Raw genomic sequence first — 22,641 nt, forward strand, 5'->3', positions numbered from 1 at the left:
ACTCAGATACCCGGCAGCCGGCCGTTGCGGAACAGGTCGACGAAGAGCTGGTGGTCCTGTCGGGCGCGCACCCCGTACGCGTGCGCGAAGTCCACCAGGTGAGCGACGAAGCCCCGCTCGTCGGTGTCCACCGCCGCGACGATCGCCTCCTCGGTGGAGTAGTCCACCAGGTCGTGACTGGACTCGTCGTCGGCGACCGAGTGCATCCGGGCCACCGCCCGACCGAGGTCGACGAGCACCCCGGTCAGCTCCTCCGGCTCGTTCACGTCGGACCAGTCCAGGTCGGCGGCGTACGGGGACACCTCGGCGACGAGCTGACCGGCCCCGTGCAGCTCGGTGAAGCCCAACCACGGGTCGGCGTGCGCCTGCAACGCCCGCTGCGACTCGGCGGTCCGGTGCCCCTGGTGCTGGAAGTAGCCCCGGACCGTCTCGTCGGTGACGTACCGCGCCACGGCCGGCACCTGCGCCTGCTTCATGTAGATGACGACGTCGTTCTCCAGGGCCTGGGTGTGCCCCTCCAGCAGCAGGTTGTACGACGGCAGTCCGGCCGAGCCGATGCCCACGCCCTTGCGCAGCACGACGTCCTTGATCCGCGCCGCCACCGGCCGTAGCTGCGTCGAGCCGGCCGGCAGGGTGCCCAGGTAGTCCTCGAAGGCGGCGCTCACCAGATCCCGGGTGGCGTCGTCGACCTCGAAGACACCGTCACCGAGGGAGAAGCGCCGCTCGTAGTTGTCGATGGTGGTCTGCGCGGCGAGCAGGTCGACCCGGGTGTTGAGCCGCGCCTGCTGGAGCACCCGGCGCAGCACGCCGTCGGCGTTGTCCAGGGTGATCGAGCCGATCGCGTCGTCACCGCCGGCGGCGATCGCCCGCAGCTCGGTCAGGTACGACCGCGCGAAGCCGGCCACCAGGTCCCCGATCGCCGTGTCGGAGAGCGCCTTGCCGTAGCCGAGCAGCGCCACGCTGGCCGCGAGCCGCCGCAGGTCCCAGGTGAACGGCCCGACGTACGCCTCGTCGAAGTCGTTGACGTTGAACACCAGTTGCCCGGACGCGTTCATGTAGGTGCCGAAGTTCTCCGCGTGCAGGTCACCGTGGATCCACACCCGGCTGGTCCGCTCGTCGGAGAACCGGTCGTCGGCGAAGTCGCCGCGCTGGTCGGCGTAGAACAGCGCGGCACTGCCCCGGTAGAAGGCGAACGGCGACGCCGCCATCTTGCGGAACTTGCGGCGGAAGGCGGCCGGGTCGATCGCCATCGACGCACCGAACTCCTCGGTGAGCACGTCGACGATGTGGGTGGACCGCCGATCCTCTGAACTGCTCATGAACCGCAGGCTAGCCCCGCTCGGCCACCCCGGACGTCGGACAACCGACTTGCCCCGTTCAGCCTGTTCGGGCGGCGCGGCGCGGCGCGGCGCGGCCGCCGTCAGTCGGTGGCGGGCGGACGGACCGGTGGCGCGGTGAGGGAGTCGACGGAACGCGGGGCAGGGGCTTCGCGGGGCGGCGCGTCCAACGGCGCGGCCAACACGTCGCGCTGCGGTACGCCACCGATGCCGGACTGCTCGGCGGCGATCTTCTCCTGCAGGCGCAGGATGCCGTGCAGCAGCGCCTCCGGCCGGGGCGGGCAGCCAGGCACGTAGACGTCGACGGGGATGAGCTGGTCCACGCCCTTGGTCACCGAGTACGAATCCCAGTAGGGGCCACCGCAGTTGGAGCAGGCGCCGAACGAGATGACGTACTTCGGCTCGGGCATCTGGTCGTAGAGCCGCTTGATGGCCGGAGCCATCTTGTCGGTCACCGTGCCGGAGACCACCATCAGGTCTGCCTGCCGGGGGCCGTGGGCGAACGGGATCACGCCCAGCCGGATGAAGTCGTGGCGACCCATGCTGGTGGCGATGAACTCGATCGCGCAGCAGGCCAGGCCGAAGTTGAACACCCAGAGCGAGTAGCGACGCCCCCAGTTCAGCACGAACCGGATCGGCTCACCGAGCACTGCCGGTAGCTGCACGACCGCCCCCTTCCGTCCCCCACCGGACAGTCAACCACAGCGACTCCGAGCCTCGTTCCTGGCTTCGTGCCCGGTACGGCGCGCCCCGCACCGCCGCCGACGACGAGAGGCACAGGTATGTCCCGCAGACGACAGGAACGCCTACCGGTTCTCCCGCAACCTGCCGGCGTACCCGAATGTGTGACCGGTGCTGGCGAACACGGCGCCCGCGGCCACCACGGGGAGGACGAGTGCTTGTGACGAGAGAAGTACAGGTGGGCGGACGGCCGCCGGACCCGCCGGGCAACTCCACCTCGGCCGCCGACGAACTGGTCTTCGACGACTTCTACCACGCCCACTTCCGTTCCCTGGTCGTGCAGCTCACCGCGTACACGGGTGACCGTGGACAGGCGCAGGACCTGGTCCAGGAGGCGTTCTGCCGGGCGTACGCCCGCTGGGACCGGCTCGCCCGGTACGAGGACCCGTTGGCCTGGGTACGCAAGGTCGCCTGGAACCTCGGCCACAACCGCTGGCGGCGGTTGCGGACCGCCCAGTCGTGGCTGGTGCGGCAACGGGAGACCCACGTCGCCGGGCCGAGCCCCGACCGGGTCGCCCTCGACGTCGCGCTGGCGAAGTTGCCGCCGAAGCAGCGACGGGCCGTCGTTCTGCACTACCTCGCCGACCTGTCGGTCGCCGAGATCGCCGCTCAGGAGCGGGTCGCCGAGGGCACCGTCAAATCGTGGCTGCACCGGGGCCGCACGGCCCTCGCGACCCATCTGCGGGACACCAACGAGGAGGTGCGGGATGTCTGAGCAGGAGACCCTCGGCCTCGCCGAGGAATTTGCCCACTACCGCCGTACCGTGCTGGACAAGGTCGAGGTGCCCGGTCCCGCCGCCGTCCGCCGGACGGTGCGAGGTCGCAACCGACGCCGGTGGGGGGCCACCGCCACGACGTTGCTCGCGCTGTTCGGCGGGTCCGCCATCGGGTACGCGGCGATGAGCGGCCTGGACCACCAACCGGGTCCGGTCGACCCGACGCCGAGCATCTCGGTGTCGCCCACCCCGGAGGGCTCGATGAGCCCGACCCCTGGTCCCTCCGTGACCACCGGCAGCCCGGCCTCCGCCGTGCCCGACGGCCGGATCAGCCGGGCGCAGTTGCTCGGCGCGTCGGTGACCCTGCCCGCGTGGCGGGCCGGGCGCGGCTGCCCGACGTCGGCCGTACGGATCAGCGGTGACGATCGCGAAGGGGTCAACTGGCTGCTGGCGCTCGACCACGGCGACGTCGACGGGGACGGTGCGGTGGAGACGGTGGCGCTCGTACAGTGTGTGCTCGGCACCGGCGGCCCGATGCAGGTTGTCGCCTTCGACCGGGACGAGCAGGGGAAGGTGGTCACGCTCGGCCGCGTGGTGGCGACCACCATCGACAAACCGCAGTGGTTGTTCGCCCTCGACGTGGTGGCCGACGGCACTGTCCGCGTGCAGGTGGGTGACATCGCTCCCGGGGGCGGCTGGTCCGCCGACTGGTCACAGCGGCAGTGGCGGAGCTACCGCTGGAAGGGCGACGCCTTCGCCCAGGTCGCGGGGCCGACGAGCTTCGGCCCGAACCCGAACCTGGCGGACATCGCGGTCACCGCCACCGACCTCGTCCTGACGACGGCGGACGACGGCTCCCGGACCGGCACCGCCACGGTGCGGATTCGCAACCGGGGCACGGGGCCGGTCGCCCGCGTGGCGCTCCGGCTCGGTGTGCCCGCGCCGGTGCGTCCGGACGTCGACGGGTGGGCACCGTGCGGGGGCGAGCCTCAGCACACCAGCGAGCCGGTGACCTGTGACCTGGGTCGACTGGCAGCCGGGGCGGAGGTGCGGTTGGACCTGAGCTTCCGGGCCGGCGTGGGGATCACCGTGGGTAGCGGAAAGGCCGACGTGGACGTCCAGCCGATGGACAGCGATCGCAACTTTCTGCCGGACGTCAACCGCGCCGACAACGTGGTGCAGATGAACTACCGCTGAACCGGTGTGGTCCGGTCCACCCTCCTGTGACGGTGGACCGGATCGCCCGGCATCACCAGGTGGGACGTTGCAGCAGGCCGACGAACTCGACCAGCAAACGTTCGCGCAACGCCGGCGGGGCGGCGTCGAGCAGCGTGTTCACCACCGCCAGGCGATCCGGCGTCGACGCTCCCCCGCCACCGAGTCCGAGCCCGGCGGCCAGCCCGGCGACGAGTTCGGGCGTGAGGGCGTCCGGGGTCAGCGACGTCGCCAGCGCGACCAGCTCGGGCGGGAGGGCGACCGGACCGGCCGCCCGGGCGGCGGCCACCGCCTCGACCAGGTCCGGCCCGAACTCGGCGACCCGGGGCGCGACCGAGGCGGTCACGGTGAGGTGCACACTCGCCGGCAGCCCGGCGTACGACAGTTGGGGCTGGGTGTGCCAACCCCGCGCGGTCAGCTCGTCGACCAGGACGAACAGGTCCGGGCCGCCTTCGGTGGCGGTGAAGCACACCACCGTCGACTCCGGCTCGGCCATCAGCCGCAAGCCGTCGACGGCGCGTACCGCTTCGGCCAGGCCGGCGACCGCATCCCGGGTGACGGTGGCGAGCCGCAGGTAACCGTCGTCGCCGAGGTGCCGCACCGTGGCGTACGCGGCGGCGATCGGACCACCCGAGCGGGTGGACGCGATCACCGGGTTGATCATCGTGTAGCCGGGCCAGTCGGCGTACGCGAAGTACTGCGGTGCGCGGAGCGCGGCGTCCCGGTGCAGCAGCACCGACACCCCCTTCGGCGCGTACGCGTACTTGTGCAGGTCCACCGAGATGGACGTGACCCCGGGTACCGCGAAGTCGAACGGCGGCACCGGCTCGCCGAGGCGACGCAGGTACGGCAGGGTCCAGCCGCCGAAGCAGGCGTCCACGTGGCAGCGCACCCCGGCGGCGGCGGCCACCGCTGCGATCTCCTCGACCGGGTCCACCACCCCGTGCGCGTACGACGGCGCGGAGCAGGCGACCAGCACCGTCTCCGGACGGATCGCGGCGGCCATCTCGGCCGGGTCGGGACGCAGGGTGTCCGGGGAGACCGGCACGACGTCCATCGCCACCCGCAGGTAGTGCGCCGCCTTGGCGAACGCGGCATGGGCGCTCGACGGCACCACGATCCGGGGTTCGGCGATCTCCGGGTGCGCGTCCCGGGCCGTCTTGACCGCGAGGATCAGCGACTCGGTGCCGCCGCTGGTGACACTGCCGACGACGTCCGGGGCGGTCGTGCCCGGGCCGGCGCCGAGCACCCGGCCGGCAGCGCCCACCAGGGCGTTCTCCATCGCCAGCAGGGACGGGAACGCGGTCGGGTCCAGCCCGTTGACGTGCGCGCTCTCCCGGTGCGCGGCGGCGGTCAGCTCGTCCAGGCCCGGCACCGCGGGGTCGTAGACGTACGCGAACAGCTGCCCACCGTGGGTCGGCCGGTCACCGGCGCGCAACTGCCGTACCTCGGTCAACGCGACATCCGCCGGCACCCCGAGAGGCAACACGGCCCGGCCCTCGACCCTGCTCTCGTCGATCATGGAGTTGTGGTGCCCTTCTCGTGACGGTCAACGGCTTTCGTCCCCACCACAACTCCATGATCGGCGCTGTCGGCGCTGTCGGCGCTGTCGGCGCTGTCGGCGCTGTCGGCGCTGTCGGCGCGGTCGGCGCGGTCGGCGCGGTCGGCGTGGTCGGCGCGGATCGGGTCGGCCAGGGCGGCGGGGGTGAGGGTGTACTGGCGGAGCAGGAGGATCGGCGGGGCGATCAACAGGGCCGGGATCAGCGTGAACCCGAGCAGGACGCCCAGGCGGGCGCCGTCGGACTGGGCGGCGGCTGTTCCGGTGTCGGAGGAGACGTAGCCGGAGACCTGGAGCACCAGGCCGTAGATGCCCGGACCCAGCGCCAGCCCGAGGGTCTCCCCGGCCGTCCACAGGCCGGTGAACACACCCGCCTGTCGCCGACCGGTGCGCCTGGTGTCGTACGCGATGCAGTCCGGCAGCATCGACAGCGCGAAGACCTGCTGCCCGGCGTACCCGACGCCGATCACCGCGACCACCAGGTAGACGGTGACCGTCGGCAGCACCGGCGCGGCGACCAGGGTGAGTGCCCCGACGGCGAGGATCAGCGAGGCGGCGACCAGCGCGGTCCGCTTGCCCAGCCGGGCACCGACCCGGGACCAGATCGGCATCACCAGCAGCGCCGGCCCGACGAAGCAGACGAAGAGCAGGGTCGGCCCGCTGTCGTCGTCGCGCAGGATCTGCCCGGCGAAGTAGTTGACCCCGGCCAGGATCGTCGCCACCCCGGCGGACTGCACGACGAAACAGATCAGCAGCGCCCGGAACGGGCGGTTGGCGGCGGCGACGGCGAGTTGGGCGCGCAGGGTCGGCTCGCTCCCGCTCACCGTGCCGGTGGGCGCGGAACGGGTGCCGAGGAACGCCCCGACGGCGCCGACGGCGATCAGCGCCGCCACGAACAACCCCATCCACCGGTGCCCGGCAACACCGTCGCCGCCGGCGCCGACCACCAGCGGGGCGACCGCGCCGGAGACCAGGATGGCCAGTGCCAGCACCGCGATCCGCCAGGTCATCAGCCGGGTGCGCTCGGTGGAGTCGTCGGTCAACTCCGCCGGCATCGCCACGTACGGCACCTGGAAGAAGGCGAACGCGGTGGCGGTGGCGAGGAAGGCGAACGCCACGTACGCAGCGGCGGCCGGCCCGTTGCCGAACGGCGCGGCGAAGATCGACGCGAAGAGGACGGCGAGCGCGAGGCCGGCGACGAGCAGGTACGGGCGGCGAGCGCCCCAGCGTGACCGGGTGCGGTCGGAGATCCGCCCGGCGACCGGGTTGACCAGCACGTCCCAGGCCTTGGGCAGCAGCACCAGCAGTGCGGCGAGTCCGGCGGCCACGCCCAGCGTGTCGGTCAGGTACGGCAGCAGCAGCAGACCGGGCACGGTGCCGAACGCGCCGGTCGCCAGCGAGCCGAGCGCGTAGCCCGCGTGCACCGGCCGAGGCAGCGAGCCGGCGGCTGACGACCCGGTGCCCAGCGGCGTTTTCATGGGCCCGAATGTTACTCACGTTATGCCGGAGGTCACATCCCCTCATCCGCCCGCCCGATGCGGACAACCGAACAGTCGGGTTGACGGCAGCCAGGCACGCAACCACCTCCGCAACCTCGGAGTGTTACCAGCGCCGACGGCAAACCGACCCGGCGGTGACGGGAAGGCTGGTCACCGGTCCTCGTCCGGCGACCAACCGGCCGCCGCCATGTCGACCCCGTTCGGGCGGAGCGGCACCCCCTCGGCACGCAGGCGGGCCCGCGCCTCCCGCTCGTGGCCCGGTGGCAGCCGGCCAGCCGCCGTCACCACCCGGTGCCAGGGCACCGAGCCGCCATGGCGGGCCATGATGCTGCCCACCAGTCGCGCCGACGCGCGACCCGATCGCTCGGCGAGCGCGTCGGCGACCGCGCCGTACGACATGACCCGACCCTCCGGGATCCGCTCGACCAGGTCGAGCACCGCCTCGACATACTCGTCAGGTGTCACAATCCGCCACCATATGGGAACGCCGCCGGGCGGTGCGGCCGTGACCACGCAGAATGGGCGGGTGCGCGACGCAGTCACGGCGGCCCGGCGGGTCGTCGTCAAGATCGGATCCTCCTCGTTGACCACCGCCGGCGGCGGTCTGGCCGAGAAGCGCGTCGACGCGCTCGTCGACATCCTCGGTCGGCTCGCCGCCGAGGGGCGCGAGGTGGTCCTGGTGTCCTCCGGCGCGATCGCCGCCGGACTCGCCCCACTCGGGCTCCCCCGACGCCCGCGCGACCTGGCCACCCAGCAGGCCGCCGCCAGCGTCGGGCAGGGCCTCCTGATCGGCCGGTACGCGGCCAGCTTCGCCCGGCACGGCCGCACCGTGGGGCAGGTCCTGCTCACCGTCGACGACGTGACCCGGCGGGCGCACTACCGCAACGCGTACCGCACGCTGCGCAAACTGCTCGACCTGCGGGCGGTGCCGATCGTCAACGAGAACGACACGGTGGCCACCCAGGAGATCCGGTTCGGCGACAACGACCGGCTGGCGGCGCTGGTGGCCGCGCTGGTGCACGCCGACCTGCTGGTCCTCCTCTCCGACGTGGACGCGCTCTGGACCGGCGACCCCACCAAGCCGCAGTCGACGCGGATCTCCGAGGTTCACGGCGACGCGGATCTCGCCGGGATCACCATCGGCGGGGCCGGCCGGTCCGGCGTCGGCACCGGCGGCATGGTGACCAAGGTCGAGGCCGCCCGGATCGCCACCGGCTTCGGCATTCCGGTGGTGCTCACCGCCGCCGACCTGGCCGGTCCGGCGTTGGCCGGCGAACCCGTCGGCACCCTCTTCCACCCGCAGCGGCAACGCCCGACGGCCCGGCTGTTCTGGCTGGCCCACGCCACCTCGCCCCGAGGGCGACTGCACCTCGACCCGGGCGCGGTGGCCGCCGTCGTCGGGCGCCGAAAGTCGCTGCTACCGGCCGGCATCACCGCCGTGGACGGCACGTTCACCGCTGGCGACCCGGTGGACCTGGTGGACACCGCCGGCGCGTCGGTCGCCCGAGGTCTGGTCAACTACGACGCGGTGGAGCTGCCCGGGCTGCTCGGCCGCTCCACGTCCGAACTCGCCGCGGCGCTCGGCCCGGCGTACGAACGAGAGGTCGTCCACCGCGACGACCTCGTGCTGCTGTAAGCCAACTGCCCAGCTGAGGAGCAAGCGATGACCGTCGTCGAGCAGGCGAAGCGGGCGCGGGACGCCGCCGCTGACCTGGCCACTGCCACCCGTACGGTCAAGGACGCCGCGCTGGTGGCGATGGCCGACGCGCTGGTGGCGCGTACCCCGGAGATCCTGACCGCGAACGAGACGGACCTGGCGGCCGGGCGCGAGGCCGGGCTGAGCGCGGCCGTGCTGGACCGGCTCGCCCTCGACGCGGGCCGGGTGGCCGGCATCGCCGACGCGCTGCGCCAGATGGCCGCGCTGCCCGACCCGGTCGGCGAGGTGGTCCGAGGTTCGACCCTGCCCAACGGGCTGGAGCTGCGCCAGATCCGGGTGCCGTTCGGGGTGGTCGGCATCATCTACGAGGCGCGGCCGAACGTGACGGTGGACGCCGCCGGCATCTGCCTCAAGTCCGGCAACGCGGCACTGCTGCGCGGGTCGTCGTCGGCCGCGCACTCCAACGCCGCGCTGGTCGCGGTGCTGCGCGACGCGGTGGCCGGGGCCGGGCTGCCGGCCGACGCGGTGCAGTTGCTCGACGCCAGCTCCCGCGACTCGGTCAAGGAGCTGATGCGCGCCCGAGGGCTCGTCGATGTGCTCATTCCACGTGGTGGCGCGTCGTTGATCCGCACCGTGGTCGAGGAGTCGACAGTGCCGGTGATCGAGACCGGGGTGGGCAACTGCCACGTCTACGTGGACGCCGCCGCCGACGTGGCGAAGGCCGTCGCGGTGACGCTGAACGCCAAGACGCAGCGCCTGTCCACCTGCAACACCGCCGAGTCGCTGCTGGTGCACGCGGACGTCGCCGACGCGTTCCTGCCGCCGATGCTGGCCGCGCTCGCGGAGGCGGGGGTGACGGTGCACGGCTCCCCCGAGGTGGCCGCGTACTCCGCGGCCGTCGTCCCGGCGACCGAGGAGGACTTCGCGACCGAGTACCTGTCCGCCGACATCTCGGTCGCGGTGGTCGACTCACTGGACGCGGCGGTCGCGCACATCCGCCGTTTCGGCACCGGACACACCGAGGCGATCCTCACCGACTCGGCGAGCGCGGCCCGCGAGTTCGTCGCGCGGGTGGACGCGGCGGCGGTGATGGTCAACGCCTCGACCCGGTTCACCGACGGCGGCGAGTTCGGGTTCGGCGCGGAGATCGGCATCTCCACCCAGAAACTGCACGCCCGTGGCCCGATGGGTCTGCCCGAGCTGACCAGCACCAAGTACGTGGTCACCGGCGACGGGCACCTGCGATAGCCGTGCTGCCGGAAGGCGGCGCCAGTTGCACGCCGCCACCGGGCGCACGCCGCCACCAGGGCCGCACGCCGCCGCCAGGGCGATGCAACTGGCAATCTTGGACAGTTTCCGTTAGCGGAGAACGGAAACTGTCCAAGATCTACGCCGGCAGCTCCCCTCAGCGCGGGGTAGGGGAAGCTCAGCGCGGGCCGAGGGCGGGCTCAGGCAGGCTGCGCGGGACGGGCGGCGCGGATCGCGGCCAGCGTGGTGTGCACGTCGAACTGATGGCCGTCGTCACTCTCCCAACCGCCGTCGGTGCGTTGGGTCTCGGTCAGCCGGTTCAGCGCCCGCGCCATGATCCAGTCTTGCGGGTCGACGCCGGCCCGGCGCAGCGTGGCCGCCAACCACGCCACGTCGCCGGGGGACATCTTCGGCATCCGCTCAACGAGCACCACCTGGATGCGTGCCGACTCCTGGAACATCTGCTGCCGGTGCAGTACGGCCGCGCTCAGCCAGCCCGCGGCGAGGAACGACGGCCAGCTGCCGTCCGGGCGCAGCCGCGCGGCGAGCGAGTGAGCCGCCGCCTGCACCACACCTGCGTACGCCCCACCGACCCGGTGGTCGAGCGGACCCGAGGCTCGGGCATCCAGGCCGGCGACGGTGAGCCAGAAACCGGCGTTGGCGGACACGAGGAACCCGGCCTCCGGGTCGCCGGGCCGGGCCCACTCCGGTGCCGAGTCGGCCAACGACGGGTCCTCTTCCCAACCGCCGTCGGCCTGCTGCCGGGACGCCAGCCAGTCCAGTGCGCGCCGGGCTGCGGGGCGGCCGAGCGCGCCCAGGTCGTCCAGTTCGGCGAGCCGGAAACAGGTGGCGTCGATCGAGGCGATCGGGCCGCCCCAGGTGGCCGGCCAACCGCCGTCCGGTGACTGGCCGACCTCGGCCGTCTCCAGTAACTCGACGGGCACGGGGGTGCCGTTGCGGAGCCAGGAGAGGCGGGCACGTTCCACCGCATCCCCATGCGCCACGACGAACCCGATCGCGGCTTCCAAGTCGACCACGGCGGAGACGCTACCTGCGCGGACGCGATGCCGCCTCAGAGAATCGGCCAGCCCGAACTGGCTGCGTCGCTCCGGCCGTCGGGCCATCCGCTGTCATCTGCGTCGATTTGCAAGGGCGGCGACGCGGCCCAGGGCGGACGGTGCGGCGCGGTCCGGCAGCGCGCGGCACGACGTGGGCCGGGCGGGCGCGACATGGCCGGCGCGGGGCGGGCCCGGGCGGGTGCGCAGCCGGGCGACGTGGGTGTGGGCCGGGGCGGCCCGAGGTGCGGCGCCCCGGCCCGGCCGATCAGTACGCCGGCAGCGACGGATCGATCTGCTTGATCCAGGAGAGCACGCCGCCCTGCACGTGTACGGCGTCGCGGAAACCGGCCGCCTTGAGCGCCGCGAGCGCCTCCGCCGAGCGGACGCCGGACTTGCAGTGCAGCACGATCTGCCGGTCCTGCGGCAGCTTCGCGAGGGCCTCGCCGGAGATGATGTCGCCCTTGGGGATCAGGGTGGCGCCGGGGATCCGGACGATCTCGTACTCGGCCGGCTCGCGCACGTCGACCAGGAAGATGTCCTTGCCGGCGTCCTGCCACTCCTTGAGTTCCAGGGCGGTGATGGTCGAGTCGAGCGTCGCCTCCTGGGCCTCCTCGGAGACCGCGCCGCAGAAGTCCTCGTAGTCTTCCAGCAGGTCGGTGACCGTCGGGTTCTCGCCGCAGAGCGCGCAGTTCGGGTCCTTGCGAACCTTGATCTTGCGGTATTCCATCTCCAGGGCGTCGTAGACCATCAGACGGCCGACCAAGGGCTCACCGATGCCGGTGAGCAGCTTGATCGCCTCGTTCACCTGGATCGACCCGATCGACGCGCAGAGCACACCCAGCACGCCGCCCTCGGCGCAGGAGGGGACCATGCCGGGCGGCGGCGGCTCCGGGTAGAGGCAGCGGTAGCAGGGGCCGTGCTCGGCCCAGAACACCGACGCCTGGCCGTCGAAGCGGTAGATCGAGCCCCACACGTACGGCTTGCCGAGCAGCACCGCCGCGTCGTTGACCATGTAGCGGGTGGCGAAGTTGTCGGTGCCGTCGACGATCAGGTCGTACTGGGCGAAGATCTCGCGGACGTTGTCCCGGTCCAGCGCGGTGTTGTGGATCTCCACCGTGACCAGCGGGTTGATCTCGCGGATCGACGCCGCGGCGGACTCGGCCTTGGACCGACCGACGTCGGACACACCGTGGATGACCTGGCGCTGGAGGTTCGACTCGTCGACGGTGTCGAAGTCGATGATGCCGAGCGTGCCGACCCCGGCCGCAGCCAGGTAGAGCAGGGCGGGCGACCCGAGGCCACCTGCGCCGACACAGAGCACCCGGGCGTTCTTGAGCCGCTTCTGCCCGGCCACCCCGACATCCGGGATGATCAGGTGGCGTGAGTAGCGGCGGATCTCGTCAACGGTCAGCTCGGCGGCGGGCTCGACGAGCGGGGGCAACGACACGGTGGACTCCCCGGGATCGGCGGTGTGAACCGCGCCATTGTTGCTCGCGGGGGCCCTGCTCGGCCATGAGGGAGGACACGTGGTCCGCGATGCGGGAGCGGGAATAACCGACGATGCCGTCGATCAGGGGACGATGTCACCCGCGTAGCGACGGCCGTCGAGGTAGGGCCAGGCGTTGGCGACGCAGCCGTCCAGGCCGTACGTCTGCTGTTGCATCACCGGGGCGGGCTCACCCGGCTCGGGGCAGGCCTCGTGCTGTTCGCCGAACTCGTGGCCGACCTCGTGGTTGATCACGTAGGTGCGGTAGGTGTCCAGCGAGGCGCCGTAGTCGGGGACCGCCTCCATCCAGCGGGCCAGGTTGATGATGACCTGGCCGGGCAGGCGGCAGGAGGTGTAGCGCTCGGTGGTCAGCCCACCCTCGGCGCACATCCGTTCGGACGTGACAGGGGTGGCCAGGTAGATGGTGAAGTCGGCGGCACCGGCGTCGGCCACCCGCTGCACCCGCAGCTCACCGGAGGCGATCCAGCTCCGTGGGTCGGTCAGCACCTCGTCCACTCGGGTGGCGAAGGCCTCGGCGTCCTGGCCGGTGCCTCGTTCGACGACGACCCGGTACCGGCGCAGCGGACCGTCCGCGCCGTGCACCGATGTCTCGCCGTCGGCCGCGGTGAACCGTCCGGCGCCGACCGACGGGTAGCTGGTGGGCACCGGATGCGCGGCCCCACCGCCGCGCCCCGTGCCGCCCTGGGTGGTGACGGCGGGAGTGACGGCCGCCGGCTCACCGTCGCCCCTGGCCAGCGGCACGCCGATGGCGGCGGTCAGCACGAACAGGCCGAACAGCAGGGTTCGGCGGCGCCGCCGGTGCATCCGGGCCAGCGTGGGACGCACGTACACCGATCCGCCCGACGAGTCGGGCGGCTGGGGCGGGCCGTATCGGGACGACGGCGTCATGACGACGAGCCTGCCAGATTATTCGGGCATTTCTCCGTTTTCGGAGCTATTGCCACAAGACGCCTGATGGAGGGGGTACGGGGTCGGCGTGTCGACCGTCACTCAGAGGGCGGGACCGCTGTAGCGACGCCCTTCGAGGTACGGCCACGGGTTGACGCGGCACCCGTTCCAGAAGAGCGTCTGCTGCATCATCACCGGCGCCGGCCGGCCCGCGCCCGGACAGCGCTCGTGCCGGTGCCCGAGCTGGTGACCGACCTCGTGGTTGACCACGTACGTCCGGTAGACCGACAACGGCACCTTGGCCGAGACGAAGTGCGGCACCGACAGCCGCCACCGGTCCAGGTTGATGATCACCTGGCCGGGCGCACGGCAGGACGTGTACGGCCGACCCCCGACCCGGATGTCCACTCCCCCGGCGGCACACATGCGACCCGCCGTCCGGGCCGTGGCCAGGTAGACGGTGAAGTCGCGAGGCGCGGCACCCGGCACCTGTTGCAGCCGCAGCCGGCCGCTGTCCACCCAACTGCCCGGACCGGCGAGCGCCGTGTGGACGGCCATCGCGAACTCGGCCGGATCCTCGTTGCTGCCCGACTCCACAGCGACCCGGAAACGTCGCAGCTCACCCGCTCGCCCCAGCACCGGACCGGAGCGGGCGTCGTACCCGAAATCGCCGCTACCGGCGCTCGGGACCGCACCGGGCAGCCGCAGCACCGGAGGCCGGCTGGACGGCGCCGTCGCGGAGGGCGACGGGCTGGCCGACGGCGGCAGTGGCGCGGCCACCAGTGGCGGCACCGTGGAGATCTCGTCGGCGGCCAACCGTTCGGCCCCGGGGTGCCCACCCGACCCCTCCGCGATCACGGTCACCGCGGCGCTCACCGCCAGCACCACCGCCACCAGTTGGGCGAACAGAGCGAAGCGTCGCTGACGACGGGCCGGGAGGCGGGCTGAGCTGGGCATCGGGCTCAGCCTGCCAGATCGGACCGCCCAACGGTGTCCCCCGTTTCGGCGAGCAGGCCGACCACCGCTCGGGCCACCAGCCGGGGCACCTCCAACTGCGCCACATGACCGACACCGTCGAGCATCATCAACCGGCTGTCGCGGATGACCCGCGCGGTCTGCGGCGCGACCCGCACATCGACCAGGCGATCCTGCCGGCCACCCACCACCAGCGTCGGTGCGCGTACCGCCTCGGCGAGCCGCCACAGCGAACCCGGTCCCGGCAGGTACGCCCGCAGAAAGCTGGAGACCAGACCACGGAACGTCCGGACGTACGCGGCCGCGTAGTGCTCCGCCTCGTAGCGGACCCGGATCTCCTCCAACGCCTCCGCCCGACGTTGGTCGCAGATCCGGCTGAGGTCGGCGACGCAGGCCTCCAACACCTGCTGGGCCATCACCTCGGGCGCGAGCTGGGTGAGCCGCCGGGCGACCAACCGTTCGCCGCGCGGAATGGCGAGCACCGGCAACATCCGCCCCTGCAACGAGCGACGGAAGTCCAGGAACGGCAGAGCCGGGGAGATCAGGGTGAGCGTACGGACCAGGTCGGGCCGGAGCCCGGCCACCTGGACCGCCACCGCTCCGCCCAGCGAGTTGCCGAACAGGTGCACCGGCCCACGGTCGGTGTGCTCGATCCAGCGGACGACGAGGTCCGCGAACGCCGGGATGGTGTAGCGGGGCCCCGGCTCGCTACGACCGAAGCCGGGCAGGTCGATGGCCTGACCGTCCAGCCGGTCGGCGAGCAGCCCGGCCAGGTCGGTCCAGTTCTGCGACGACCCGCCCAGCCCGTGCACGTACAGCGCCGGCTCCGCTCCGGCGGCGGTGGCCGGGGTGTCCCGCACGTACGTGACCAGGCCGTCGAGGCGAACCTCCCGACCCGGCCACGGCGGGGGAACACTGTCGTCGGGAAGCAGGTGGTCCGGCCAGAGGGTGGCGCTTCTCATCGTTCCAGTCTGCCCCGGACCACTCAGGACAGCAGTGCCTCCAGCCGACGGTTCACCGCTGCCAGCGTCGCCCGGACCACCGCCTGTCGGGGATCACCGGCGACCAGAGCCGAGCCGGCGAGCTGCTCGACCCAACCCTCGCAGACGAGCAGTGCCACCACAGTGGCCACCTCACAGTTGCCGAACGGCACCACAGCGGCGTGCTCGACGAAGCAGCGCCCCCGCTCGGCGTTGTCGGCGCCGCGCAGCAACTCGTCGACCGCTGCGGCCGCCGCCACCGCGCAGAGCCGCAGCACATAGCCGTCCACCGCCGGGCCGGTGGCGTACCCGGAGGCGGTCTCGCCCCCGGCCAGCAGCCGGACCTCCACGTTCGCGTCCAGGCCGAAGGTGCTGACCTGCACGTGGTCGATCACCACCCGGGGCCCCGGCGCGCCGCCCGTCTCCAACGGCCGGGACGGCGCCGACTCCGTCGTGGTCACCTGACCACCGGAGTACGACGTGCCGAGCGTCGCCGGGCTGCCGGTGGCGGCACCAGCCGGCGCGGCCGAAACCGACCCCGGCTCCTCGACGGTGGCACGACCCCGGTGCGGCGCGTTCGACCGGCGGCGGCGCGAGACGTCAGCGCCCGACCTCTGCTCCGGGCCTGTCGGCACGGCCTCCACCCGACCGCCGGACGGTCGGATGGGCGCCGTCGCATCGGCCGCCCGGGCTTCACCGCCACGCGGGTCGGCGCCGGCATCGCGCGCAGCCGCGGTCGGGGAATCCGGGGTACGTCGTTCGGCGACCCGCGGCTCGGCCACGCGACGGCGGACCGGCGGGGGCGGCGTGCTGGGCATTCCGGGCACGTTCTGCGGCGCGGCGGCCAGCCCCATCCGGTCCTGGAGCAGGCGGGCCACCTGTCGGCTCACCTCGGCCGGGTCGGCGCCGTCGGCCAGGTCGAGTCGCAGGCTGTGCGCCCCGGCCGGGGTACGGCGCAGCGCGGCGTCGCGGACACCTGCCACCTCACGGACGGCGTCCAGGATCGCGTTGACGTCGAACCCCTCGGGGCGCTCCCGCAACGGTGCCGGCTCGTCGTCGCGGCGGAGGTGAGTGGCGATGCGGGCGAGTTCCGGGGTTTCGGCGGGTGGGTCCACAGCTGGCGGCTCCGGCACGACGGGCACGTCCGGTTCTGCGGGGACGCGCTGCGGCAGCACCACCGCGCTCGGGTCCGACTGCCTGTCGTCGTCGGCGGACGACGCCGGGTCGGGTGCGGATCGGCGAGCCGCATAGGCGGAGGCGGGTCGGTCGCGGGGTTCGGGCCCGTTGGTGGCGGGGGGTGGCAGCGCCCCCGTCGAGGACGACGTGACGTCGGTGGACGACGGGGCGTTCGGCGGCCCGGCCGGACGGTGTGACTCGACCGGGCCGGGTGACTCGGGCGTCGCCGGACGGAGCCGGAACGGCCCGGTCGACCGGACCTCGGGCCGGGTCGGGCCCGGGGTCTCGTCGTCACCCCCATGGGGACGTTTGGCCGACTGGATCGCCGCCCAGGAAGGACGCTCGACCGGGGTGGCGGGAATGCGCCCCTCGGACCAGTCCGGCCGCTCCTCCCTGCTCGGGTTCGCCGAACCGGTCGGCGAACCACCGGCCCAGGAGGGGCGTTCCGCAACCAACGGCGGGCCCGCCGGAGCGGGCGGCGGGTCGGCCAACGTGGGAGGTGCCCCCGCGGGCGCCGGAGGCGACGTGGTGGGCGACGCCGGGCTGGTCGCCCAGGACGGCCGGGCCGGCGGGGCGCTGGTCGGCTCGGCATCGGCCCCGCCAGCCCAGGACGGGCGGGACGGCGGAGCACTCGTCGGCACCGGGTCGGCTCCCCCGGCCCAGGACGGCCGGGTCGGCGCGACGTCGGTCGGCCCGGAATCGCCTCCGCCGGCCCAGGACGGGCGGTCGCTCCGGGGGGCACGGGTGCTCCCGGACCCGGCCCAGGACGGGCGATCGGCCGGCGGGCCACTGGTCGGCGTCGGACCACCGGCCCAGGACGGGCGATCGGCCGGCGGACCACTGGTCGGGGACGGGCCGCCGGCCCAGGACGGACGCCCCACGGTGGGCGGCGGTGCCGACGACGGTACCGGCGGGCCGCTGGTCGGGGACGGGTCCGAGTCGACGGACCGGAGGGAACGATCGGCAGGCGGCGCAGCGGATGGAGCAGCCCAGGACGGGCGGGCGGTCGGCGGCACGCCGACCGGCTCGACAGGGTCTTCCGGCGCGGATTCGGGTGCGGTCTCACCTCGGACGGGCTCGTACCCACGCGGTGAATCGGCGCGGACCGGTTCGTACGGGCGGGGTGACTCGGCCCGTACCGGCTCGTACGGCTGGACCGGCTCGGCGACCCAACCGGACGCGGACTCGTCCCGCGTCGGCGGGCCGTCCGGCTCGTCGTTCTGGCGGGACCAGGGCGGTGCCCAACCGCGGTCCCAGCTCGGACGGTTCCAGCTCGGCCCCGACCAGTCCGGCTCGACGGCCGGCGGCTCCCCGGCGCGGTGCGTCTCTCCCGAGCGGGAGCCTTCGGCGCCGCGACCCGGCTCAGCACCGCGACCCGGATCGGCACCGCGACCCGACTCGGCACCGCGACCCGACTCGGCACCGCGACCCGACTCGGCACCGCGACCCGACTCGGCACCGCGACCCGGGTCGGCGTGCGCGTCCGGGCCCGGGGTGCGCCCCGGTGCCGCCGGAGGCTCCGGGGTCAGCGGGTCCCGCCAGTCGCGTGACGTGGCCGACGGATCGTCTGCCGCGAGCCGTTCCCCGATCGGCGCGTGGAAGCCGGGCGGCACCTCGAAGCCCGACGCGGCGGTGCCGACGGGCGGCACCTGGACGGCCGGTGGCGCCGAGGTGGGCAGCCCGGGCTCGGCCCAACGGGCGCGATGCGCGGCGGCGGGATCGGCTGTGGAACGTGGACCGGCGCCCGTGTCCGGCTCGCCGCCGCCCTGCTCCGCGGAAGGCACGGGACGTTGCGCGGGAACCACCAGACGGTCACCGGTCGTCTCGGGTCGCCCCTCGCCGGGCAGCCCGGGTGGTGCGCTCACCGGCGTGGGACGTCCCCCGGTCGGTTCGAGACCGGGGCGACGGACCCCGTTGGTGTCGTCCGGGGGGTGCACACCGTTGGCGTGGTGGCCGTTGACCCGGGCCGGCGGCTCCGGGTCGCCGGGCGACCCGGCCAGGGGCGACGGAAGGTCGCCGTGGCGGGTGGAGGAGGTACGCCAGCCGGAGACCGGGTCGGGCTGCCAGCGCGGCGCCTGCTCCCGGGCGTCATCGGGGTCGGCGGCTCGGGGCCACCCACCCGACTGAGGCGCCCACCCACTGACGGGACGACTCGGGTCGTCGTGCTGACCCGCTCCGTCACCGTGTTCTCCCGGGGTGGCGGCTCCGGGTTGCCCTGTTTCACTCACCGCGCGCTCCTTGGTCGCCCCCGCTGAGGCTACCGTGTGCCGAGAGTGGCGATAAGTTACAGCGGCGGGCCATTTCCACGACGGTGGTCAGTGACCTCGCCGGTCTGGGGGGAAAATGCCGGCTCGTACGGAGAACTCGGAGGATCCCATGACCGCTGCGGGGAATGGTGCACAGACCGCTGGCCGGCCCACCCGCCTGCCCCGCTCCGCGCGTCGTAAGCAGCTTCTCGCTGCGGCGCAGGAGGTGTTCGTCGCCCAGGGTTACCACGCCGCCGCGATGGACGACATCGCCGAGCGGGCCGGGGTGTCGAAGCCGGTGCTCTACCAACACTTCCCCGGGAAGATGGACCTCTACCTCGCGCTGCTCGACACGCACTGTGACGCCATCGTCGCTCAGGTGCAGGACGCGATGCACGGCACCAGCGACAACAAGGAGCGGGTCAGCGCCTCGGTTCGCGCGTACTTCGACTTCGTCGACCACGAGAGCGAGGCGTTCCGGCTCGTCTTCGAGTCGGATCTGCGCAACGACCCGGCGGTGCGGCAGCGGGTGGAGCGGGTCGAGCAGGGCTGCATCGCGGCGATCACCGACACCATCATCTCGGACACCGGGGTGAGCCGGGCGCACGCCGAGCTGCTCGCCTCCGGGCTGGTCGGCGCCGCCGAGACGGCCGCGCAGTTCTGGCTGGCCGGTGGCCGGCAGGTGCCGAAGGCCGAGGCCGAGGCGTTGGTGGCCGCGTTGTCGTGGCGCGGCATCGCGAGCTTCCCGCTGCAAGGTGAGTCAGCCTGACCGTCGACCCCGTGATCGGATAGCCTTCGCAGGGCGGTTCTTTCGCCCCAGTTGAGGAGGCACAGTGGAGGTCAAGATCGGCGTGCAGTACGCGCCGCGCGAGCTGGTACTGGACAGCGCGCAGTCGCCGGCCGAGATCGAGCAGATCGTGACCGACGCCTTCGCCGGCAACGGCGGCACGCTCTCCCTGACCGACGAGAAGGGCCGGCGGGTCATCGTTCCGGTCGAGAAGGTCGCCTACGTCGAGATCGCCGAGGCGTCGCCCCGGGCGGTCGGTTTCACCGTCCGCTGACCGGTCCGGCCATCGCGGCAGGTCGGCGTTCGGCCCACCTGCCGCAGGCCGGCCCCGGTCCCGACCGTCGCAGACCGGCCCCGACCGGCCAGGCGGTCAGTTGTTCAGCCCGGCGGCGGCCATTCGCGCGGTGTGCGCGGCGGTGAGCCTGCCGAACAGCCCGGGCACGTCGACCCGGCCGTCCCGCGCGATGAGCGTGGTGAGTGCGGCCCGCTCGGTGGCGACACGGCTCGCCTGGGACAGCGCCTCGCCGACCAGCCGCCGCCCCCACATGGACAGCCGGCCGGCCACTCGCGGATCGTCGGCGACCGCCACTCGGATCTCGGCCGCGGCGAATTCGGCGTAGCGGGAGTCGTGCAGGACGTCGAGCACCAGTGCCCGGTCCGGTTCGTCCAGTGCGTCGGCGATCTCCCGGATGAAGTCGTCGGTGATGGCGTCGCCGACGTACGCCTTGGCGACCACCTCCGCCCAGTCCCGAGGCTCGGTCGAGTCGTGGTACGCCTGCAGCGGCTCGACGTAGGGCGCCATCGCGTCCTCCGGCGGCACACCCAGCGCGGTGAGCCGGTCGGCGAGACGCCGGTAGTTGACGATCTCGGCGGCGGCCATCTCGTTCAGCGCGGCTCGACGGCGCAGGTCAGGGGCGAACCGAGCATCACCAGCCATCCGCTCGAAGGCGAGCAGCTCGCCGAAGGCCACCAGGCCCAGCAGGTCGGCGACGGCGGGACCGGGGGTGGTCGGCGTGGACACGAGCGCAGGCTACCCCGTGTCCGAGCGTTCGAGCTGACGTGACGTAGGTCACATTTGCTTGCCCCGCGTGGCGAGTGGCCGGATGGGAATCGGGACGGGGGCATGCCTGTTCAGGTAGCATGGAGCAGTTGCCGTGGGCGCCGATCTGATCGAAGCTCAGCCCGCGGCGCGCGTGCGGCCCGGTCCGGCTCGGCAGTCTGCCGCCGACCGTGTGGCCCGCGTCATACCGAACGCGCCCTGAGGACATGACGGGCGCACCCACGAGAGGGCACCCCCACATCCAGATGAGCGAGTTGACTCAAGATCTGATGGACGGCCAGGAACTGGCCCCCACCGCCCCGGTTCGACCGGAGGCCCCCACGTTCGCCGCACTCGGCGCCCGCGCCGAGACGGTCGAGGCTCTGGCCGCGGCCGGCATCACCCGCGCCTTCGCCATCCAGGAGTACGCGATCCCGATCGCGCTGCGCGGCGTCGACCTGATCGGCCAGGCGCCCACGGGCACCGGCAAGACCCTCGGCTTCGGCGTACCCCTGTTGGACCGGGTGTTCGCGCCGGGCGAGGGAGGCGACGGCGTCCCGCAGGCGCTGGTCGTCGTCCCCACCCGTGAGCTGGGCATCCAGGTCGCCAAGGACCTGGCCGCCGCCGGCCGCACGCGCGGCGTCCGGGTGCTGCCGATCTACGGCGGCGTGGCGTACGAGCCGCAGATCGACGCGCTGCGCAAGGGCGTGGAGATCCTGGTCGGCACCCCCGGCCGGTTGATGGACCTGCAGAAGCAGAAGCACCTCCGTCTGGACCGGGTGCACGCCCTCGTCCTCGACGAGGCCGACCGGATGCTCGACCTGGGCTTCCTCGACGATGTCGAGAAGATCCTCGCAATGCTTCCGGAAGACCGGCAGACGATGCTCTTCTCGGCCACCATGCCGGACCCGATCGTCACGCTGTCCCGGCGCTTCCTGCGCCAGCCGATGACGATCCACGCCGGGCACACCGCCGAGACCGGTCCGTCGCCGCAGACCCAGCAGTTGGTCTACCGCACCCACTCGATGAACAAGGTCGAGGTGGTGGCACGCATCCTCCAGGCGGAAGGGCGTGGGCTGACCATGATCTTCACCCGCACCAAGCGGGCCGCCGACCGGGTCGCCGAGGACCTCGACTTCCGCGGGTTCGCGGTCGCCGCGGTGCACGGTGACCTCGGCCAGGGCGCTCGCGAGCGGGCACTGCGCGCCTTCCGCGCCGGCAAGATCGACATTCTGGTCGCCACCGACGTGGCGGCCCGAGGGCTGGACGTCACCGGCGTCACCCACGTGATCAACTACGACTGCCCCGAAGACCAGGACACCTACACCCACCGGATCGGTCGTACCGGCCGGGCCGGCGCGACGGGCGTGGCGGTGACCTTCGTCGACTGGGACGACATGCCGCGCTGGCGGATCATCGACAAGACCCTCGGTCTGGAGATGCCGGAGCCGCCGGAGACGTACCACACGTCGCCGCACCTCTACACCGACCTGCACATCTCCACCGAGGTCAGCGGCACGCTGCCCACGGCCGAGCGCACCCGGGCCGGGCTGTCCGCCGAGATCGAGGAGGATCTGGGCGGGACGACGCGCTCCCGCCGGGGCGACGGCGGCGGTCGGGGTTCCCGACGCGGTGAGAGCCGTGGCGAGGGGCGCGGCGAGCGGCGGGGCCGGGGCGACAGCCGCCGTGGCCGCTCCGACGCCGGCACTGCGGACGTCGCCGAGGCACCCGCTGGTGACGCCACCGAGGAAGGCACCCGTACCCCCCGCCGTCGGCGTCGTCGCAGGGCCGGCGAGGTGGTCGCGGGCGAGGCGACCGCGGTGATCACCGCCGAGACCGGCGCCACCGAGCCGGCCGCCGCCTCCGACGGCGAGCCGTCGAAGCCGCGTCGCCGCCGGCGGCGCCGTGGCGGCGGCTCCGGTGCGGGTACGCCGGCCGAGGCGACCGCCGACTGACCAGCAGCCACACCTGACATCCCCCGCACCGCCCGCGCGGTACGGGGGATGTTCCCTTC

Annotated in this window: 16 protein-coding genes and 3 pseudogenes; 7 read left to right on the forward strand and 12 right to left on the reverse strand. The window is 73.1% G+C overall.

The features are described from left to right. Positions 1–2: 2 nt before the first annotated feature. Positions 3–1,319 carry a DUF2252 domain-containing protein gene (locus tag O7631_RS01890; protein ID WP_278142729.1) on the reverse strand — a complete coding sequence of 439 codons (1,317 nt, stop codon included), beginning with the start codon at positions 1,317–1,319 and terminating at the stop codon, positions 3–5. Positions 1,320–1,420: 101 nt separating this feature from the next. Further along, a complete protein-coding gene (locus O7631_RS01895; protein WP_278142730.1) occupies positions 1,421–2,002 on the reverse strand; it encodes an NADH-quinone oxidoreductase subunit B in 582 nt (193 codons plus the stop codon). 230 nt (positions 2,003–2,232) lie between these two features. On the opposite strand from O7631_RS01895, the gene O7631_RS01900 reads away from it, so the two are divergent. Together O7631_RS01900 and O7631_RS01905 are read left to right on the forward strand one after the other, a co-directional pair. Continuing rightward, entirely contained in the window at positions 2,233–2,793 is a 561-nt protein-coding gene (locus O7631_RS01900) for a SigE family RNA polymerase sigma factor (RefSeq protein WP_278142731.1), read from the forward strand. Continuing rightward, on the forward strand, positions 2,786–3,991 hold the full coding sequence (locus tag O7631_RS01905; RefSeq protein ID WP_278142732.1) for a hypothetical protein: 1,206 nt from the start codon (positions 2,786–2,788) through the stop codon (positions 3,989–3,991). The genes O7631_RS01900 and O7631_RS01905 overlap by 8 nt, the downstream gene beginning before the upstream one ends. A 52-nt stretch (positions 3,992–4,043) precedes the next feature. Here O7631_RS01905 and O7631_RS01910 read toward each other — a convergent pair whose 3' ends face one another. From O7631_RS01910 to O7631_RS01920, 3 genes and pseudogenes are all read right to left on the reverse strand, one after another. Continuing rightward, positions 4,044–5,531: an aminotransferase class V-fold PLP-dependent enzyme gene (locus O7631_RS01910; protein ID WP_278142733.1), complete on the reverse strand. Its 1,488-nt coding sequence runs from the start codon at positions 5,529–5,531 to the stop codon at positions 4,044–4,046. Positions 5,532–5,701: 170 nt separating this feature from the next. Then, positions 5,702–7,045 (reverse strand): annotated as a pseudogene (locus tag O7631_RS01915) (MFS transporter); the annotation flags it as partial. A 171-nt stretch (positions 7,046–7,216) separates the two neighbouring features. Continuing rightward, positions 7,217–7,531 carry an MGMT family protein gene (locus O7631_RS01920; protein WP_278142734.1) on the reverse strand — a complete coding sequence of 105 codons (315 nt, stop codon included), beginning with the start codon at positions 7,529–7,531 and terminating at the stop codon, positions 7,217–7,219. Positions 7,532–7,544: 13 nt separating this feature from the next. Between O7631_RS01920 and proB the strand changes: the two genes are divergently transcribed. Together proB and O7631_RS01930 are read left to right on the forward strand one after the other, a co-directional pair. Beyond that, positions 7,545–8,702 (forward strand): glutamate 5-kinase, encoded by a 1,158-nt coding sequence (gene proB / locus O7631_RS01925; RefSeq protein WP_278142735.1) that lies wholly within the window; start codon positions 7,545–7,547, stop codon positions 8,700–8,702. Positions 8,703–8,723: 21 nt separating this feature from the next. Then, positions 8,724–9,971, forward strand: a pseudogene (locus O7631_RS01930) (glutamate-5-semialdehyde dehydrogenase); the annotation flags it as partial. A 200-nt stretch (positions 9,972–10,171) separates the two neighbouring features. On the opposite strand, the gene O7631_RS01935 reads toward O7631_RS01930, so the two are convergent. The 6 genes and pseudogenes from O7631_RS01935 to O7631_RS01960 form a co-directional block, all read right to left on the reverse strand. After that, positions 10,172–11,008: a prenyltransferase/squalene oxidase repeat-containing protein gene (locus tag O7631_RS01935; protein ID WP_278142736.1), complete on the reverse strand. Its 837-nt coding sequence runs from the start codon at positions 11,006–11,008 to the stop codon at positions 10,172–10,174. Positions 11,009–11,294: 286 nt separating this feature from the next. Further along, a pseudogene (gene moeZ, locus O7631_RS01940) lies at positions 11,295–12,543 on the reverse strand (adenylyltransferase/sulfurtransferase MoeZ). A gap of 56 nt (positions 12,544–12,599) precedes the next feature. Further along, entirely contained in the window at positions 12,600–13,424 is an 825-nt protein-coding gene (locus O7631_RS01945) for a DUF3152 domain-containing protein (RefSeq protein WP_278142738.1), read from the reverse strand. Positions 13,425–13,526: 102 nt separating this feature from the next. Next, positions 13,527–14,381: a DUF3152 domain-containing protein gene (locus O7631_RS01950; protein ID WP_278142739.1), complete on the reverse strand. Its 855-nt coding sequence runs from the start codon at positions 14,379–14,381 to the stop codon at positions 13,527–13,529. A gap of 5 nt (positions 14,382–14,386) precedes the next feature. Next, on the reverse strand, positions 14,387–15,361 hold the full coding sequence (locus tag O7631_RS01955) for an alpha/beta hydrolase (RefSeq protein ID WP_278142740.1): 975 nt from the start codon (positions 15,359–15,361) through the stop codon (positions 14,387–14,389). 23 nt (positions 15,362–15,384) lie between these two features. After that, positions 15,385–17,436 (reverse strand): hypothetical protein, encoded by a 2,052-nt coding sequence (locus O7631_RS01960; protein ID WP_278147813.1) that lies wholly within the window; start codon positions 17,434–17,436, stop codon positions 15,385–15,387. A gap of 1,495 nt (positions 17,437–18,931) precedes the next feature. Between O7631_RS01960 and O7631_RS01965 the strand changes: the two genes are divergently transcribed. After that, complete coding sequence (locus O7631_RS01965; RefSeq protein WP_278142741.1) at positions 18,932–19,570, forward strand: TetR/AcrR family transcriptional regulator; 639 nt, start codon at positions 18,932–18,934, stop codon at positions 19,568–19,570. A 64-nt stretch (positions 19,571–19,634) separates the two neighbouring features. Next, a complete protein-coding gene (locus O7631_RS01970) occupies positions 19,635–19,862 on the forward strand; it encodes a DUF3107 domain-containing protein (protein WP_030329796.1) in 228 nt (75 codons plus the stop codon). Positions 19,863–19,958: 96 nt separating this feature from the next. Here O7631_RS01970 and O7631_RS01975 read toward each other — a convergent pair whose 3' ends face one another. Continuing rightward, positions 19,959–20,609 (reverse strand): ferritin-like fold-containing protein, encoded by a 651-nt coding sequence (locus O7631_RS01975; RefSeq protein ID WP_278142742.1) that lies wholly within the window; start codon positions 20,607–20,609, stop codon positions 19,959–19,961. 284 nt (positions 20,610–20,893) lie between these two features. Between O7631_RS01975 and O7631_RS01980 the strand changes: the two genes are divergently transcribed. Beyond that, positions 20,894–22,582, forward strand: a complete 1,689-nt coding sequence (locus tag O7631_RS01980; protein WP_278147814.1) for a DEAD/DEAH box helicase — start codon at positions 20,894–20,896, stop codon at positions 22,580–22,582. Positions 22,583–22,641: the final 59 nt, after the last annotated feature.

This window comes from Micromonospora sp. WMMD967 (genome assembly GCF_029626165.1).
Classification (GTDB): domain Bacteria; phylum Actinomycetota; class Actinomycetes; order Mycobacteriales; family Micromonosporaceae; genus Micromonospora; species Micromonospora taraxaci.